Consider the following 17,736-nt stretch of genomic DNA (forward strand, 5'->3'; position numbering starts at 1 on the left):
CATATTATGCTGATTTTTAAAAGTTTTATAAAATTATAAGTGGTGTTACATGTGGTGTCAATGTGTTAATGTATTACAATTTGTAGAATTGCATAAAATACTCCAAAAACAGCCACTTATGTTGAAGGTGTGGTATAAAAGTCTTATGTTTTCTAAACGCGCTATTACCATTTTTGCGGCTGCTGTTGTAGCTGCTTTAGCGCTTGGCACGTTGAGTGCTTGCGAGCCGCAGGGTAAAGCCGTTGGTAGCACTGGTCGCGCTGGAGACATAATTCACGACGGCATAGATATTAATGACATCCATTTACTGGTTATTGGTTCTAAGTCTGCGTCTCTTGATGATGCGATTATGCAAAAGTGCAAAATGGCAAATTTAAGCGCTTCGTACGTTCCGGTTTCAAATATAAATAATGCGAACGAAGCATCTCAGAAAGCTATTCGCGCTGCAAGCGAGCAGCCTGTTTCACTAATACTTATTAACGCGCTCGACGTAACAAGAGTTGATGAGCCTCATAATGCTAATAATCAACACAATAAAAAAGAAAATAATCAAAATAATCAAAATAATCAGCTTAATAACAGCGCGCGCAATAAGCAAAACGAAAGTAATTCATGGATTTCTGCGTTGCAGTACGCGCGTTATGCTGGAGTGCCAGTTGCGTTAGTAAATCCTGTAAAAGCACCAAAAGACGAAACTTTATACGCAGCAATATTGCGAATTGGGGATATTTCTAATAATTTAGCGCCTAAAAATTCTGCGCATAATAATTCCGCGCTTAAACGTTCATCTTTGCTAAGCATCGTTCGCGCAATAATTGACAATACGCCACACAGCAGGGAAGTGATTATAAATGGCAAGTAACAAGCAAAACGTAATAGCGTCTACAGAAAACACTAATAATAAAGCTATTGCGGCGCTTCCTAAAGTAGAAGTTTCTGGATTGAGCACCGAAGAAGTTGCGGAGGCGGTTTCTCGCGGAAACGTGAATATTACTTCTAAGCAAACTTCGCGCTCTTTAATGGATATTGTGCGCGCGAACGTGTTTACATTGTTTAACGCGATTATTTTCACAGCAATGGTAGTTGTGCTTGCCACAGGTTCGTGGAAGGATGCTGTTTTTGGCGCGGTAATTCTGGTGAATACTGGAATTGGCATTGTGACTGAATTAAAAGCAAAGCGCACTTTGGATAGGCTTTCTATATTGATTGCAGCTCGCGCAATGGTGCGTAGAAGCGGAGAAAATATTGAGATTGCGCACAAAGATATTGTGCTTGGGGATATTTTGTGGCTTAGAGCTGGAGAGCAGGTTCCAGCAGACGTAGAAGTGCTGGAATCGTGGGGATTGGAAATGGACGAGTCCATGCTTACGGGCGAGTCTGCTACAGTTCGAAAGGCCCAAGGTGACGACGTTTATTCCGGATCTACTGCAGTTTCTGGCATGGCTTTAACGCATGTTACTGCCGTTGGAGAGCACAGTTATGCGGCAAAATTGGCGGCACAAGCGAAGGTTTATACCAAAACAATTTCCGACTTAAGCCGCGGAATTAATACGATTTTGAAGTATATGACTATGGTTGTGGTGCCTTTGTGCGTGCTGCTTGTGTGGTCGCAAATGCATAAGGTTGGCGGATTTGTTGAAGCTTGGCAGACTGGTGCTTGGAGGGGAGCTGTTGTTTCTGCTGTTGCAGGCGTTGTTGGAATGATTCCAGAAGGATTGGTTCTTCTTACTTCGCTTAATTTTGCGGTGGCTGCTATGCGACTTGCGCGTAAGCAAACGTTAGTTCAGGAGCTGGAATCTGTAGAAACTTTAGCGCGCGTAGACTGCTTGAATCTGGACAAAACTGGCACTATAACCGACGGTGGTATTGCATTCGTTGGCGTAGAAAATCTAGATAATAGCAGTGCTGAAATATCTTCACAAACCAACTCACAAATCAACTCGCAAACCAACCTACAAATCAACTCACAAACAAATCAAGCTTTATTCGATTTATCAAACGAAGAAAATCCTAACGCAACAGGCGTTGCAATTATGGAAGGGCTTGGCGCTCAAGGAGTTGCCGCTAGCGAGCATGTATCCAATCGTCTACCATTCTCGTCTTCTAGAAAGTGGAGCGCTGTGCAATATGCGCAAAGCAGTGGAGAATATGAAACTTGGTATATGGGTGCTCCGGAAGTATTGCTAAGCGCGATTAATTATGCAAATTCTAATGAACTTTTAGCGAAAGTTAATTCTTATGCGGAGCTTGGTGAGCGCGTGCTGCTTCTTGCAAAAGTAAGTAGCGCTGTAAGTAGCGCTGTAAGTAGCGAAAGTAGCAGCGTAAGTAGCGTCGAAAATAGAGAAGTAAATAGCGTCACAGAAACGGATAAAACTTTTGGTGATTCTCCAACTATTTGCGCGAGCGCTCAACCTGTTGCGTTGGTTCGATGCTCTGAGCGTATTCGTGAAGATGCGCGTAAAACGCTCGCATGGTTCCGTGAGCAGGGTGTGCGCTGCCGCGTAATTTCGGGAGATAATCCTACAACTGTTGCTGCTGTTGCTGCAAAAGTTGGGTTAACAGGAGAGCGCAAGCCTGTTGCAATGGATGCTCGAAAATTGCCAGAAGATATTAACGAATTGGCTAAAGTGCTTGAAAATGTGGATGTACTTGGGCGTGTGCTTCCTAATCAAAAGAAGGCGATTGTTCAGGCGCTTCACACTCAAAGTCATGTTGTTGCTATGACTGGCGACGGCGTGAACGATACTTTAGCGCTTAAAGAGGCTGATTTGGGAGTTGCTATGGGCAATGCTGCTCCTGCTGCAAAAGCTGTAGCTCAAGTGGTTCTTGTTGATTCACGCTTCTCGCATTTGCCGGATGTTGTAGCTCGCGGTAGGCAAGTGATGGCAAATATGGAACGCGTGGCTGGCTTGTTCCTTGTAAAAACTGTTTATTCTGCGCTTATTTCTGCAGGAGTTGTGCTTCTAGCGTTGCACTTCCCGTATTTGCCTCGTCACATTACTTATATTGGTTCTTTAACTATTGGTATTCCAGCATTTTTGCTAGCTCTTGCTCCTAATACTCGTCGATACATTCCAGGCTTCTTGAAGCGCGTTGTTCGTTTTGCTGTTCCTAGCGGATTTGCTATAGCAGCTTCTGTGCTCGCGACTGCTGTTATTGCTCCTAGAGTTTTGGGATTTAATCTTGACGAAAATGCAGAAAATAGTTTGAAAGCTTCACGCTTTATTATTTCAAGCGTGCAAGCTTTGGTAACCACTCGTAGCATTTGTTCCGTAATCGTATTTGTTCTCGGCATACTCGTGCTCGCAAGCGTTGCTAAACCTTTGCGATTGTGGAGAGGAATTATGGTTGCGCTATTTGCTATAGCTGGCGTTGCTGGAGCTTTTATACCGTTTACTGCAAAATTCTTTGAACTTCACGTGCCAACTGAAGGAAACGCGTTTACTGTAATGCTTATAGCTGTTGTTTTGGCCATAATTTTATGGTTTGCGTGCGTGAGTTTAGCAAACTTGTTATCTAAACAAAGTAAGAAGTGAACAATCTAACATATTTCTAACGCAATTAGTGTGTCGAAGCGAGCTTAATGATGCTTACAATAGATACGTGTTTAGTATTTTAGAGATGTTTTCAGTAGGCGTTGGTCCTAGTTCTTCGCATACGGTAGGTCCTATGCGTGCAGCTTATGCGTTTGTTACGTCGCTTAAAAAAAGTGGCAATCTTAAAAACGTTGCGCACGTAAAAGTGACGCTTTATGGCTCATTGTCTCTAACCGGTCTCGGTCACGGGACCGATCGCGCTTGCGTTGCAGGTCTTGAAGGAAATCTTCCAGATAATGTAAATACCGAACATATGCTTACTATTCGTGAAGAATGTGGAAAAACCGGCACTTTAACTCTTGCTGGAGAGCATACTATTTCTTTTGACTACGATAATGATGTTGTTTTTGAAAAGTGGAAACGCATGGTTATTCATCCTAACGGAATGCGTTTCGTGGCAACGGATGCTAATGGAAACAGCATAGATGAGCAAGTATGGTACTCAATTGGCGGCGGATTTGTGCGTCAAGGTCATGCTGATGATGCAATGGTTGGGTTGCATGAGCGCGTTACTGAGCAGGATGAAAATAATCAAAGCGATAGTAACGGCGAAAGTAGTAGCGAAAGTAATAGCGAAAATAGTAGCGAAAATAGTAACGAAAATAGTAACGAAAATACAGAAAACGTTTCAAATCAAACAAAAGATACTACTGTACCGTATCCTTTTATTTCATGCGACGAGCTTATAAATATTTGCCTAGAAAATCATATGTCAATAAGCGATATTGTGTGGCAAAACGAGCTTGCACTGCATGAAGGTGACGCCGACTACGTGCGTAACTATTTGCTGCACGTTTGGAATGTTATGAGCAAATGCGTGGAAAATGGTTGCAATTCAAAGCAGGCGATTTTGCCAGGAGGTCTTGATGTGCCTCGTAGGGCGCCTCGCATGTACGAGCGTTTAGCTGCAAATTCAGACATGCTACGCAATAATCGTCGTCGTTCTGACTCAGCTTTAGAAAGTTCGGATTCAGCTTGGGTGAATCTTTTTGCGCTCGCAGTAAGTGAAGAAAACGCTGGTGGAGGGCGCATTGTTACTGCTCCAACGAATGGATCTGCTGGAATTATTCCTGCAGTATTGCAATATTATTGGCGATTCGTTGATTCTGCTAATGAAGATGGAATTGTGCGTTTCTTGCTTGCTGCTGGCGCTGTTGGTTACTTGTTTAAGCGAAATGCTTCGATTTCGGGTGCTGAAGTTGGTTGCCAAGGAGAGGTTGGTTCTGCTTGTTCAATGGCTGCTGCCGGATTGTGTGAAGTATTGGGAGGAACGCCCGAACAGGTTGAGAATGCTGCAGAAATTGGTATTGAACACCATTTGGGGCTTACGTGCGATCCTGTAGGCGGTTTGGTGCAAATTCCGTGCATTGAGCGTAATGCTATGGCCGCGAATACTGCAATTAATGCTGTTCGCATGGCAATGCTTGGAGATGGTTCGCATATGGTAAGTCTTGACCAAGCAATTAAGACAATGAAAGAAACTGGTCATGACATGATGTCGAAATATCGAGAAACATCAAAAGGTGGTCTAGCTGTAAACGTTGTTGAGTGCTAATCTAGGACAGGTTAATCTATTAAGTTAATCTAAATGTGTTTTAGTAATGCTAGATGGCTGTGCAAGACGTCTATGCAGATGTTATACTGTTGCAGATTATACTGTTTGGAGTTGTAAAAAGGAGGCAATATGGCACAGGATATGCCAGAAGTAATTGCAGAATTTGGCACTACGCCAACGGTGACGTTCCCGGAATCTGAACCGCCAGCAGGTCTTAAGGTTGTTGAATTAGTTGAAGGTAATGGTCCAGTAGTTCGCGCTGGCGACACTGTAACCGTGAATTATCATGGTGTTGTTTGGGGAGCTGAAAAGCCATTTGATTCGAGCTTTGAGCGCCATATGCCAGCCAGCTTTGGTATTGGTATTGGACAAGTTATTCAAGGTTGGGATCGTACAGTTCCGGGTCATAATGTTGGCTCTCGTCTGTTGATTTCGATTCCACCAGAGTATGGTTATGGTTCTCGCGGTGTGCCACAAGCTGGTATCGGCGGTGGAGACACTTTAGTATTTGTTGTTGATATTATTTCAACTCGTTGAGTAAAAGTGTGCGTTTTATTTTCGCACATATTGGCTTAGCTGTATATCTATATAGCTATATAAGAGATTGTTGGATAGGAGGTAGCAATGGCTGAGGAAAAAACTATTTTGCTTACGCAAGAAGCGTATGACAAGCTGAAGGAAGAACTAGAGCATCGCGAAGGTGAGTATCGAGAAGAAATTACCGAGCGTATTGCTGCGGCTCGAGCTGAAGGTGATTTGTCGGAAAATGGCGGTTACCAAGCTGCTCGTGAGGAGCAAGGCAAGAACGAGGGTCGTATTAACGAGCTTATTGTAAAGCTTCGTAATGCTAAGATTCTTGAAGCTCCAAAAGCTGGAACTGTTGGTAACGGTTCTTTAGTAACTGTTGAACTTGCGGGTCGCGAGATGACGTATGTTCTTGGTTCTCGAGATATTGCTGTAGCAACAGATTATGACGTAATTAGCCCAGAGTCTCCAATTGGTGCAGCTATTATGGGTGCTCATGCTGGAGACACTGTTAGCTATGCGGCTCCTAATGGTCGTGAGATTTCTGTAACTATTAAGGATTCTCATCCACTGGCGTAAGTTGCGTAAGTTGTGTAAGTTGCGTAAGTTACATGATTTTCATAATCTGCATAAGTTGATTTTATAAATATTATTCTCCCCACTTAGTTCATATTTTGAAATAAGTGGGGAGAATATTTTTTGAGGGGTTGGGGGATAAGTTTTATATTTTGCGGCTAAAACTGCAGCTAAAACTTATATTTTTAGCAACTATGCTTTATATTTTGCGCAGTACTGTAACAACTTTTCCCATAATTGTTGCGTGTGAACCGTCAATTGGTGAATATGCTGGATTGTGTGGAATAAGCCAAACGTGACCATTGTCATTTCGGAAAGTTTTTACAGTTGCTTCATTGTCAAGTAATGCAGCGACGATGTCTCCATTAACTGCTTCATGCTGTTCTCGAACCACAACATAATCTCCGTCGCAAATAGCGGCATCAATCATTGAATCTCCATGAACTTCAAGCATAAAAAGATTTCCTGTGCCTGTTAAGCGTTCTGGCAGGCGCATAACATCTTCAACATGCTGCTCAGCTGTAATAGGCACTCCTGCTGCAATTCTTCCTACTAACGGTACGTCTCTAGAATTAATAACAGCATCAGAATCATAAGCGCTAATTTCTACTGATTGTGAATTATTTTCTTTAATTCTGTTTGCGTTTTTAGTAGGAAGAAGTGAATCGTCAATAATCTCGATTGCGCGACCTTTATTTGCGCTAATACGCAAAATTCCTTTTTCTTCTAGTGCACGCAATTGATGCTTTACTGAAGATGGGCTACGAAGTCCAACGGCTTCGCCGATTTCACGAAAAGAAGGAGGGAAACCATGAATTTTGAGATTGTTTTGAATAGCATTAACAATATCGCGCTGGCGCTCTGTGAGTGAAGATTCGTCAACGTTGCTTATATAAGCGGTATTATTAATGTCTTTAGTGCTTTCATTACTCATGGTGCTCCTTTCAATAATTTTATGATAGCGCACTTTCTTTAAAAAATCAAACATATGTTCGACACGCCGTTGCAACCCTCGAACAAATGTGTCATTATTGATACACCTGTTCGATAGAACAAATGTTCAGTTGATTGAGGATGGAGAAAGGATAGTTATGAATACGTCATCTAGAAACGGTTATTATGGGGTAGCAAGAATTGAAAGGCGCTCAAAACAATATGCGCACTATAGCCGCAGTATTGTTGTTAAACGCAATAGCAAGAATAAAAATATGCGCATATTAGTGTTACTTATGTCAGTAGTTACGCTTTGTGCGCTGTTTATGCCAAGAACAGCTGTTTCTGCTGTACCTGAAAAGTTTGTAACGTATACAGTGCGTCCGGGGGATAACTTATGGAATTATGCTGCGACTATTACTCCTAAAAACGGTAATGTTGCAGATAATGTTGAAAGATTAATTTCTTTTAACCATCTTTCTTCACCAGATTTAGAAGTAGGGCAGTCTATTAATGTTCCAATAGTCAGTTCTAATAAGTAGTGCTGAGAAAAATAAAGTGAACATTATTATGTCGTGTTTCCTTAACTTTTAGTATGCTGGATGTATGCATTGTCCTTTCTGTAAAAATTCCGATACGAAAGTTGTTGATACTCGTATTAGTGAAGATGGTTACTCTATTCGTCGTAGGCGCGAATGCCAAGTGTGCGGGAATCGTTTTACTACAGTAGAAACAACGCAATTGCTTGTTATGAAGCGTTCTGGTTCAATTGAGCCTTTTGATCGAGCAAAAGTTGTAGCTGGTGTGAGTAAAGCATGCCAGGGTCGTCCTATAAATGCGGAAGCATTAAAGATTTTAGGCATGCGAGTAGAAGCTGATTTGCGTGCGCGTGGTTTAGCACAAGTCACATCTGAGGAAGTGGGTAAAGCTATTCTTAAGCCTTTGCGTGAATTAGATGAAGTCGCATATCTTCGTTTTGCTAGTGTGTATCAAAACTTCTCTGGGCTTGAAGATTTTGAGAAAGCTATTGAAGATTTAAAGCGCAGCAAAACAGAAGAATAAAAATAGAAAATCATAACAAATATACAACAAACATATTGTTTACTATTTTCCATTATTTATTCTTCTTAAATTGCGAACTTATTGTATTCTAATTCATACAATTATTAGTCAAAATCTTTATCTTCTTTAGTGCGAATAATAACTAATTGTTGCGTTGGCCTTGTCATAGCAACATAAAGATTTGCTGCGGCAGTAAGCATAGAAGACGCTTCTTGCTCAATTTGAGAAGGCTGAAGCACAATCACTGCGTCGTATTCAAGTCCTTTTACTTCTTCAGCTGTGCAAACGCTACATTGGCAATCATCTGGATTTTGTTTATTAAGCTTAATCCATGTCTCTTCTGGCAATGCATGTTTTAATGCTTGATTCACAACATCTTTAACGTGTTGGACTTTTTCTAAAGGAGTAACAATCGAGATTCGACCGCTTCCGTCATCTGCAACAAACTTTTTGAACATATCAACGCAGTACTTTGCTAATGCTTCTTCGCTATCTTTCTCAGATTCAACAGTGCAAGATATCAACGAATCAGGCACAGAGCGTACAGCGTGAACTGTAGATATGTACAAGCCGGATTTTTTAGCAAGTTCACTTGAAACTTCGGAAACTTCGCGAGGATTACGATAATTAATCGTTAACTCGTAAAGATCCCAATTTGCTTCTCCAAACAGAGAATTCATATTCTTTTGCCAACGGTGAGTTCCACCAAGAGCAGAAGTTTGTGCAACATCGCCAACAATAGTAAAGGAGCGTGAAGGGCATCGACGAATAAGCATACGCCAATCCATAGCAGTAAGCTCTTGAGCTTCATCGACCACTATGTGACCATATGTCCATTCACGGTCGGATGCTGCTTTTCGAGCGAGCATGCCAGCGTCATCTCCTTGCAAATTGTCAAGAAGCATATCTGCAGTTACTATTCCATTTCCAATACCGGCTTGAGCTAAAGTATCGGCTGCAAACTGTTGTTCTTCAAGCTTTTTAGCTTGTAGAGCGGCTTTTTGAGAATCAAGCTTAGGATCAGGTCCAAGTAATTCCATTGCTTCGTCAAGAAGTGGAATATCAGAACGCGTTAAAGTACTGCCCTTTGGCCTAGTAAGGCTTTCAATATCTTCTTCGCTAAGCCAAGGAGCATATTTTCGCAACTTATCAGGCTTGGAAAAAAGCTGGTCTATAAGCCATTCTCCAGTCATAGGCAACCAAGCAAGATTAAGTGTAATGCGTAGCTTATCGTCTAAACGAAGTTGAGAAGTTATATCGTTTAATTCAGCCTGATCAGGAACGTAATCAAGCTGTTCCAAGTAGCGGTTTTTCAATATGCTAAGAACAGTTTTAACAAATGTGTTACGTGCTTGATTATGAGGTTGGTGACTGCGTTGCGCATCGGATTGTGCGAGCTTAATATCCTCTTCTAAAAGCGGTACGCTAAATCCTCCAATATGCAATGTTGGAAGATTCTTTGGTACGCGAATGCGCGACGCAATAGCGTTAGAAATAACTGTGCGCATCTTGTACATTCCCTTTAGCTTTGCTGCGTGAGGAGAATCTTCGCAAGTTGCATGTATTCCAGGAATTAAGTCTGCAATAGTACGGCTTACTACGCCAGTTTCACCTAAGGAAGGAAGTACTTGATCAATATAACGCAAAAATGCTGAGCTTGGTCCAACAATAAGAACGCCAGAACGTTCGAGCTTTCGTCGATGCGTATAAAGCAAGTATGCTGCGCGGTGCAAAGCTACAGCCGTTTTTCCTGTTCCAGGTCCGCCTTGAACCACAATAGTTCGATCAAGAGGAGCTCGAATAATACGATCCTGCTCTGCCTGAATTGTGGCCACAATATCAGTCATTTTTCCGGTTCTGCGAGATCCCAAAGAAGCAAGTAAAGCGCCTTCACCAGTAAGAGTTCCTTGCTGTGAAGCTTTTCCTACTTCTTCAGAATGTATATCAAGAACTTCGTCTTCAATACCAATAACATCTCTGAAACGGAGAGTAATATGACGCCTCATAACAATATCGCCATGATGAGAAGGCGTGGCCTCATAAAAAGGTCGTGCAGCTTCAGCGCGCCAATCTGTAAGAATAGGATCGTGCTCTTCGCTAAGCAAACCTATGCGACCAATATAACGATGAGTACCTTCTGTATTGTCAAGTCTTCCAAAAACAAGACGGTCTTCAACAGCACGTAATTGTGTAAGACGATCCTCGTACATAGTTGCAAAAGAATCGCGTTCGGTTCGCTGAGTAGGGGATCCGTGAGAACCAGCTGCTCGAACTGTGTCTAAACGTGTACGAATAGTGTTGCGCAAGTCGTCGAGTCGACCATAAGCGCGGTCAACAGCCTGCTGTTCTTCGCTAAGTTGTGAGGAATAAGTAGACATATGCGTCCATTCTTCGTAAAATTTGCAACCAAATTGTATCCAAATTAAGGCATTTAAGTATATCTCGAGGCTTATACAGTATTTTTCTTGTGTTGTAATATTTCAACTTGTTAAGAAGATTTTTTAAAAACTTCACTAGTATTGGCTTTGTATGCACAAAATACGATATAAACATATGTTTATAAGAGTTGATTTTGAATTATAAAGCGATAGAATTCTTGAGTTGTACAGCATAAAACGATTAAGAGAATATTCTTCGTTTTTGGTACCGCATAAAAGATTAAATGTATTGCAGTATCACTGTTGATATTGCAAGCTTACGATACAGAAAGGTTGTTCTGATGAAGAAGCTTATTCTTGATTTGGACACTGGCGTTGACGATACATTAGCAATTTCTTACGCTCTTGGTAGCCCAGAGGTTGAGCTTATTGGCATTACTGGAACTTATGGCAATGTTCTTATGGAACAGGGCGTGCGCAATGCTCTTGCTATTACTGAATTGTTTGGTCATCCAGAAGTGAAAGTGTATCGTGGTTTATCGCACGCAAGCAAGAAGGATTCATTTGAAGTATTGCCAATTTCTGCATTTATCCATGGTGATAATGGTATTGGTGATGTTGTTATTCCAGATTCCAAGCGCGAAGCTGAGTCGGAGCCAGCTGTTGATTTCATAATTGATGCAGTTAAGACTTATGGAAAAGATCTTATTTACGTTCCAACAGGACCTATGACTAATATTTCTGCCGCATTGCATAAAGCTCCAGAAATTAAGGATGAAATTGGAAAGATTGTTCTTATGGGTGGAGCTCTTACAGTTCATGGCAATGTAACTCCTTGGATGGAAGCGAATATTTCCCAAGATCCAGATGCAGCTGACGTTCTGTTCCGCTCCGGCGCTCCAGTAACAATGGTTGGTTTGGATGTAACGTTGCAAACTTTGCTTACTTATAAAGAAACGCAAAAGTGGCGTGATCTTGGCACAAAGGCCGGCAAGTTCCTTGCAGATATGACAGATTTCTACATCAAAGCCTACGAAACTACTGCTCCACACCTTGGCGGTTGTGGTTTGCACGATCCGTTAGCTGTTGCAGTTGCTGTTGATCCAACGCTTGTAACTACGTTGCCGATTAACATGCAAGTGGATGTGGAAGGTCCAACTCGTGGCCGCACTATTGGTGATGTCACTCGTTTGAACGATCCAGTTAAAACTATGCAAGTAGCTGTTGGAGTAGATGTTAAACGCTTCTTGAGTGAATTTATGTCCCGCATTTCTGGTTTAGCAAAAATTGCAGGCTGATAAGCTCCGTTTATTGCATCTAAAGCATCTTACTGCATCTTACAGTAGCTTGCATTAACTTAAATTATTTAAATACATACGTAATAAGTTGATTGGATTATTATGACTGAAAATGCAACATCTATTGCAGTAGATCCATACGAGGATCCTAAAACTCGTGATAAGGTGGCGATTTATTCGCTTATTTTATTGCTGATCACCTTTATTCTTGGCACATTGTGCTTGCAAGGCTTTAACTTGGTATTTAACCAGATTGGTAAGTCTGTTGGAGCACCAGAACAGGCATCTCTTATTACAAGTTTGCCTATTATTGTTCTTGGCATCGTGTGCTTTATTTATGGATCTCTCGGTGACTTTGTGTCGCTTCGTAGGCTTATAACAATCGGTTTGGTGACGCTGTTCGTTGGCTCATTATTTGGTTTTATTGCTAACTTCTACTTCACGCCAAATCTTTGGACTGTTATTGTAGCTCGAATTTTGCAAACCGCTGGCGAACAGGTTGCAGGATCTTCCTTCTTGGTTATTGCAACTAAGTATTTGCGTAATGATTTGAAGGTTATTTTCTTCGGACTCTTTACTGCAGCATATCAGCTTTCTGCTTCTATTGGTGTGTTTGCAGCAGGTATTTTAAGCTCTATTGCTTGGCAATATTTGTTCCTTATTCCTGCAATAACAATCGTGTTCTTGCCAGTGCTTGTTAAATGCTTGCCTACAAAGAACGGTATTGGTGGAAAGATTGATAAGCTCGGCTTCACCGTATTCGGCATTGCCGTAACGCTTCTTACGCTGTTCTTCTCCTACAAGGCTTGGGGATTGTTGCTTGGTTCCATCGTGCTTTTCGTTGTGTTCGCTTTCTACATTATGAAGGCAAAGAACCCATTCGTAACTCCTGCATTCTTTAAGAATAAGCGTTGGCTTTCCGGCATTATTCTTATTTTCATCTTCTACTTCACTAATTACTGCATGCCTCCAATTTATAACGTTATTGGCGGCGCTATTTACCATATGGACACTAATAAGGTTTCTTCTTACCTTGTTTGGGCTTTCGTATGCGCTGCAGTATTTGGCGTGTTCTCCGGTACGATTATTAGTCATATTGGTCGCAAAGCCGGTATTATTACAGCAGCATTCTTGATGATTGTTGGCTGGGTTGGTGCAGCTTTGCTTATCAACACTGATTTTATGTCGCTTACTATCTGCGCATGCATATACTACGCGGGTTGCGGTTTAATGTATTCTCCAATCGTTTCAACAGTTCTTTCTGCTCTTCCAGTTGAAGAATCCGGCCGTGGTTGCGGTATGAATGATTTGATTATGAACGTTACCGCTTCTATTGGTATTTCTATTTTCAGCGGTTTCTTTGGAGGAGATTTATTCAAAGGATTCTCCTTCAGCGGTCTTAGCGGACAGGCGGCAGGTTATTCCAATTTGCTTATGATGGGTGCTGCAGTAGCCATCATCGGTTTAGTGGTTTACTTGGTTCGTGGCTGCTTTATTTCTGAAAATAAGGAACTTACTGAAGAATAGTCTAAATAGGCTAATAGTTAAGCAAAGTAAACAAATTAATCAAAGCAAACAAAAATAAATGTAGACGGTCGTACAAAATACGTGCGACCGTCTACTTTTTAGATACTTGTTTTTCGATACTTATTTTTTTTTAGATACTTATTTTTTATGCGTCTAGCTTTCGCATTCTTTGTATGCTAATCGGGTAGGCTGTGCCAAGCTCTTGCGCCCAAAGTGACACATAAAACTCTTCGCACATCCAACGTAATTTTTCTGCTTTAGATTGCGCTTCATCATGAGACGGACCAGATGGAAGTTTACTTGCTTTATCTTGTGCTTTTTCTACAATCTTGCGCGCTTCTTCAGCTTCCCAAGCCCATCGAACATCGCGATTTTTGTCTGCTTTAGCTTTAGTAAGTCTAATTACGTCTGCGTGTAAATATTTTTCAATACGACGCAAAGACTCAGATGGTGTTTTAGCAATAAAACCTTCGTAAACAAGGCTTGCAACATGCTCGCGAATAGATTGAAGCACTGACAGCAACGGCAAATCAGCTTTTCCGGAAACAGCTTTACTTACTTCTGCTTGACGTTTCAAAATATTAATAACATCGTGAGCAATCGCATACACTGTGTCTTCATACACTTCGGATACGTTAGCAACAGCCTCTTGAAGCAAAGAGTCGTTGCTAATATTTTCCGTATTAGGAAGCAATCGCTTTACTGCAGCCATTTGTAAATCTTCAGCAAGAGTTTTAGACGAAGAATAAGGTGCAGCTGCAAGAAGTAACGCTTCGGATCCAAGCCAGCGAGAAGTAATGCGTTTATCATCTAGTCTAAGCATGTTTAACGCACCATCCCACACCATTTGCGAGCGCGAAAGATTCGTAGCTCCAGACTTGTGCAATAAATCTGCTCGCTCAATCACATTTCCAGCTTGTGCTGCCTGATTCGCTTTACGGTTTACTACTGCTCGAGCTGATTCTTGTGCTTCTTTAGCAAAACGTTGCTGTAATGCAGCCAAGGACTTGTCGGTGCCAAGAACTGTAGGTTTTACGTGATTTGAATTGTTGCGAGCGTTATTTTTATTGCGATTTCCTGTAAATTTACGTTCTTCAACGCTGAATGTTACGCGCAAGTACGGTGCAAGTCTGCTAATTTGTTCATCGTCAAAAACTTCTGGATGAATTTGCGCTCCAACTACACAAATAGCTGCTTTTGTGAAAACTTCACGAAAATCTGGCCACGCAAAATCACTTGATCTACTTGAATCGCTTGAGCTACTTGAATCACTTAAATCGTTGCCAGTTTCATCAATACCAGGAAGACTGCTGTAATTTTCGTCAATCCACTCGCGAATTTTATTAGCAGTATCCGGTGCCGGCACAAATTGCACGCGAAGTGCTTTTGGCAACGACTTAATCATGCCAATAATAAGCTCATCAAGTAAGCCTGGAACATTCCATGTAAACTCTTCAGGCATTAAGCGAGAAAGCGTATGCAATGGCACATGAACTGTTACGCCATCCAAAGGATTATGCGGATCATACACGTAGCTTAAGCGAAGTTTAAGAGCTTGCCCGTCGGTTCCAACAGTATTCCAATGGTCAGGATAATCAGCTAAATCAGTGCTTTGAGCGGTTTGTAAACGCTCAACTTCTTCAGGATTAAAGTCAAGTTTGTGAGGATTTTCCTCGCGACTATCTTTCCACCATTTCGCAAGTGTTGTAATAGTAGTAGCTTCTTGCGGAAGATTTGTATCGTAAAAAGTAAATAAATCCTCGTCATTTACAGTTTCGCTTATTTGACGCGTGCGATTTGCTTGATTGTCAGCATCTTCAAGAACAGCACGATTAGACGTAATAAACTCATCGTGAGGGAATCGTTGCTGAACGTCTCCTTCAACTAATCCTTGACGAATCATAATCATTCGTGCTTCATAAGGATTAATTCTTGCCCATTGAACTGTGCGATCTTGAACAATAGGCAATCCGTATAGCAATACTTTAGATTTTGCTATAGCAGCGCCTTTAGAAGCGCTCCAGTGTGCATCAGAATAAGTGATTCGTGTAAGATTTTTAGCAAGTGGTTCAGCCCAAGCAGGGTCTATTTGTGCGCAATATCTTGCCCAAAGTCTTGAAGTTTCAACCAATTCAGTGCACATTACCCATGAAGGTGTAGTTTTCGAAACAGAAGAAGCTGGAAATATTGCAAATCTTGTGCCACGAGCGCCTTGATAATCATTTTTAGCCATTTTTTGCGCGCGTTTCATAGCTCTAATTTTTGCTGTTCCGCTTAAACCAGCAAAATCAGAAGCTTTCGGCTCGCGCACTACTTGCATTCCCAACATTGAAAGTAAGCCTGCAAGCATTGACGTATGTATGCCTTGTGAATCCCAAGAGCAACAAAGACTGTGAGCAGCCTGCTGATTATTAGGAAGCTGACGAATTTCAAAAGACGGTCTTTTTGCAGGAATCGCTTCTCCAACTTTGTAATGTAACTCTTTGCATAAGTCTTGTAGCTGGTTTACTAAATCTTTCCATTGTTTTATGCGCAAAAAGTGGAAAAATTCAGCCTTGCATATTTTTCTAAGAGCATTATTGCTCATATCTCCGTCAGCCTGGAATAATCGATCCCATATGTTAAGAGCAGTCAAAAAATCGCTTGTTTCGTCTGCATAACGGTTATGAAGTCTATCTGCTTCTTCGCGTTGTTCTTCCATACGCTCGCGTGGATCTTGCAAACTCAAAAACGCAACAATTACCAAAACTGCAGCAAGAGTATTCGGAGTAGTTCGTTTTGCAGCTTCAACAATCATGCGGCCTAGTCGAATATCAATCGGCAATTTAGCAAGCTCGCGACCAATATGCGTTAAAGTGATTGCGCCAAATTTTCTGCTTATTGCTCCAAGCTCGGTAAGCTCATTAAAACCATCACTTACAGCCTTAATATCCGGAGGATCAATAAAACCAAAATTAGTAATATCTTCGCCTGTTTTAGCAACGCCAACTGAAAGCATGTGCAAAACTACTGCTCCAAGCGAAGTGCGCAAAATCTCAGGATCTGTAAAACGAGAGCGAGTCTCATAATCTTCGCGAGAATATAATCGAATCGCAATACCGTCCGCAATACGTCCGCAACGGCCTGAACGCTGGTCGGCGCTTGCTTGAGAAATCGGCTCTATAGGAAGTCGCTGCACTTTTGCGGATTTAGAATACCTAGAAATCCTAGCAAAACCAGGATCAACAACGTATCGAATACCAGGAACAGTAAGCGAAGTTTCTGCAACGTTAGTAGCAATAACAATTCGCTGATGCGCGTGAGGTTCAAAAACGCGATGCTGATCTTTAGCAGAAAGACGCGCAAAAAGCGGCACTATTTCAATCGCATCCGTACGCTTCATATCGCTCGCACGCACGCCAAAATAAGAGCGCAACCCTGCTTCAAATTCACGAATATCTCGCTCGCCGGAAGCAAAAACCATAATGTCACGAGCGCCTAGTTCGTGGCTGGAATGAATTACAAGCTGTGCGCACGCGCGAGTTACTGCAGATGACATATCTTCGTCAGAAATGTCAGAACGATCACTTTCGCTTAACTGGCTTTCTGCAACAGAATCCTCATCCATAGTAATGTCTGCAAAACCAGGAACGTGACGCATAAGTGAAGGTGCGGATCCAAGCGGCTCATAAAGTACTTTAACAGGGTATGTGCGTCCAGAAACTTCAATAACCGGAACCTTAATTCGTAACGCTTCTTCAAAATGGTCGCGGAATTTTGCAGAATCAATAGTTGCGGACGTAATAATAAGCTTCAAATCTTTGCGTTTAGGTAGCAAAGTTGTTAAATATCCCAGTAGAAAATCAATATTAAGGCTGCGCTCGTGAGCTTCGTCGATAATAATCGTATCGTAGCGAGTAAGTAGAGGATCTCGCTGAATTTGCGCAAGTAAAATTCCGTCTGTGGCGATTAGAAGCTTTGTTTTAGATGAACTTTCATCGGTAAATCGCACTTGATAACCGATTTCTTCACCGAGTTTTACTTCCATTTCGCTAGCAATACGCTCTGCTACGGTGCGCGCAGCTAAGCGTCTAGGTTGAGTGTGTATTATTTGCTTTCCTCTGCCGCCTCTTCCAAGTTCAAGCGCCATTTTTGGGATTTGCGTAGTTTTACCGGAACCAGTTTGTCCGGAAACAATCACAACTTGCGAAGATTTTATTGCTTCAATAATTTCGTCGTGTGCTGCGCAAATAGGAAGATCAGTAGGGTAGTCAAATTTCATAATATGCGAGTTCTTTTCTTAAATT

12 protein-coding genes are annotated in these 17,736 nt (G+C 41.7%); 9 read left to right on the forward strand and 3 right to left on the reverse strand.

Annotation, left to right across the window (positions count from 1 at the left end; translation table 11 throughout):
• The first annotated feature begins 118 nt into the window (after nucleotides 1-118).
• From ACTJLE_RS04770 to ACTJLE_RS04790, 5 genes are all read left to right on the forward strand, one after another.
• Complete coding sequence (locus ACTJLE_RS04770; RefSeq protein WP_481267658.1) at nucleotides 119-862, forward strand: hypothetical protein; 744 nt, start codon at nucleotides 119-121, stop codon at nucleotides 860-862.
• Entirely contained in the window at nucleotides 852-3,536 is a 2,685-nt protein-coding gene (locus tag ACTJLE_RS04775) for an HAD-IC family P-type ATPase (RefSeq protein ID WP_481267659.1), read from the forward strand. The genes ACTJLE_RS04770 and ACTJLE_RS04775 overlap by 11 nt, the downstream gene beginning before the upstream one ends.
• An 85-nt stretch (nucleotides 3,537-3,621) precedes the next feature.
• Nucleotides 3,622-5,151 carry an L-serine ammonia-lyase gene (locus tag ACTJLE_RS04780; RefSeq protein WP_481267737.1) on the forward strand — a complete coding sequence of 510 codons (1,530 nt, stop codon included), beginning with the start codon at nucleotides 3,622-3,624 and terminating at the stop codon, nucleotides 5,149-5,151.
• 129 nt (nucleotides 5,152-5,280) lie between these two features.
• A complete protein-coding gene (locus ACTJLE_RS04785) occupies nucleotides 5,281-5,688 on the forward strand; it encodes an FKBP-type peptidyl-prolyl cis-trans isomerase (protein ID WP_119486749.1) in 408 nt (135 codons plus the stop codon).
• Nucleotides 5,689-5,775: 87 nt separating this feature from the next.
• A complete protein-coding gene (locus ACTJLE_RS04790) occupies nucleotides 5,776-6,255 on the forward strand; it encodes a GreA/GreB family elongation factor (RefSeq protein ID WP_119486748.1) in 480 nt (159 codons plus the stop codon).
• A 196-nt stretch (nucleotides 6,256-6,451) separates the two neighbouring features.
• On the opposite strand, the gene lexA is transcribed toward ACTJLE_RS04790, so the two are convergent.
• On the reverse strand, nucleotides 6,452-7,240 hold the full coding sequence (lexA, locus tag ACTJLE_RS04795; protein WP_481267660.1) for a transcriptional repressor LexA: 789 nt from the start codon (nucleotides 7,238-7,240) through the stop codon (nucleotides 6,452-6,454).
• A gap of 220 nt (nucleotides 7,241-7,460) precedes the next feature.
• Between lexA and ACTJLE_RS04800 the strand changes: the two genes are divergently transcribed.
• Nucleotides 7,461-7,727 (forward strand): LysM peptidoglycan-binding domain-containing protein, encoded by a 267-nt coding sequence (locus tag ACTJLE_RS04800; RefSeq protein WP_481267661.1) that lies wholly within the window; start codon nucleotides 7,461-7,463, stop codon nucleotides 7,725-7,727.
• Nucleotides 7,728-7,791: 64 nt separating this feature from the next.
• Nucleotides 7,792-8,247: a transcriptional regulator NrdR gene (gene nrdR / locus ACTJLE_RS04805; RefSeq protein WP_481267662.1), complete on the forward strand. Its 456-nt coding sequence runs from the start codon at nucleotides 7,792-7,794 to the stop codon at nucleotides 8,245-8,247.
• A 104-nt stretch (nucleotides 8,248-8,351) separates the two neighbouring features.
• On the opposite strand, the gene ACTJLE_RS04810 is transcribed toward nrdR, so the two are convergent.
• The gene (locus ACTJLE_RS04810) at nucleotides 8,352-10,625 is read right to left on the reverse strand and encodes a HelD family protein (protein WP_481267663.1); all 2,274 of its coding nucleotides are present in this window, start codon (nucleotides 10,623-10,625) and stop codon (nucleotides 8,352-8,354) included.
• A 341-nt stretch (nucleotides 10,626-10,966) separates the two neighbouring features.
• On the opposite strand from ACTJLE_RS04810, the gene ACTJLE_RS04815 reads away from it, so the two are divergent.
• The gene (locus ACTJLE_RS04815; protein ID WP_481267738.1) at nucleotides 10,967-11,923 is read left to right on the forward strand and encodes a nucleoside hydrolase; all 957 of its coding nucleotides are present in this window, start codon (nucleotides 10,967-10,969) and stop codon (nucleotides 11,921-11,923) included.
• Nucleotides 11,924-12,025: 102 nt separating this feature from the next.
• Nucleotides 12,026-13,450 carry an MFS transporter gene (locus ACTJLE_RS04820; RefSeq protein ID WP_481267664.1) on the forward strand — a complete coding sequence of 475 codons (1,425 nt, stop codon included), beginning with the start codon at nucleotides 12,026-12,028 and terminating at the stop codon, nucleotides 13,448-13,450.
• Between the two features lie 145 nt (nucleotides 13,451-13,595).
• Here the strand turns inward: ACTJLE_RS04820 and hrpA are convergent, their stop codons facing one another.
• Nucleotides 13,596-17,711 carry an ATP-dependent RNA helicase HrpA gene (gene hrpA / locus ACTJLE_RS04825; protein ID WP_481267665.1) on the reverse strand — a complete coding sequence of 1,372 codons (4,116 nt, stop codon included), beginning with the start codon at nucleotides 17,709-17,711 and terminating at the stop codon, nucleotides 13,596-13,598.
• Nucleotides 17,712-17,736: the final 25 nt, after the last annotated feature.

This window comes from Gardnerella sp. CCPDSM (genome assembly GCF_056754715.1).

Coding starts and splice junctions, on each gene's coding strand:
- ACTJLE_RS04800 (WP_481267661.1), top strand. CDS start 7,461: ATGCGCATATTAGTGTTACTTATGTCAGTAGTTACGCTTTGTGCGCTG.
- ACTJLE_RS04775 (WP_481267659.1), top strand. CDS start 852: ATGGCAAGTAACAAGCAAAACGTAATAGCGTCTACAGAAAACACTAAT.
- ACTJLE_RS04770 (WP_481267658.1), top strand. CDS start 119: ATGTTGAAGGTGTGGTATAAAAGTCTTATGTTTTCTAAACGCGCTATT.
- ACTJLE_RS04785 (WP_119486749.1), top strand. CDS start 5,281: ATGGCACAGGATATGCCAGAAGTAATTGCAGAATTTGGCACTACGCCA.
- ACTJLE_RS04810 (WP_481267663.1), bottom strand. CDS start 10,625: ATGTCTACTTATTCCTCACAACTTAGCGAAGAACAGCAGGCTGTTGAC.
- ACTJLE_RS04780 (WP_481267737.1), top strand. CDS start 3,622: ATGTTTTCAGTAGGCGTTGGTCCTAGTTCTTCGCATACGGTAGGTCCT.
- lexA (WP_481267660.1), bottom strand. CDS start 7,240: ATGTTTGATTTTTTAAAGAAAGTGCGCTATCATAAAATTATTGAAAGG.
- ACTJLE_RS04790 (WP_119486748.1), top strand. CDS start 5,776: ATGGCTGAGGAAAAAACTATTTTGCTTACGCAAGAAGCGTATGACAAG.
- hrpA (WP_481267665.1), bottom strand. CDS start 17,711: ATGAAATTTGACTACCCTACTGATCTTCCTATTTGCGCAGCACACGAC.
- ACTJLE_RS04820 (WP_481267664.1), top strand. CDS start 12,026: ATGACTGAAAATGCAACATCTATTGCAGTAGATCCATACGAGGATCCT.
- ACTJLE_RS04815 (WP_481267738.1), top strand. CDS start 10,967: ATGAAGAAGCTTATTCTTGATTTGGACACTGGCGTTGACGATACATTA.
- nrdR (WP_481267662.1), top strand. CDS start 7,792: ATGCATTGTCCTTTCTGTAAAAATTCCGATACGAAAGTTGTTGATACT.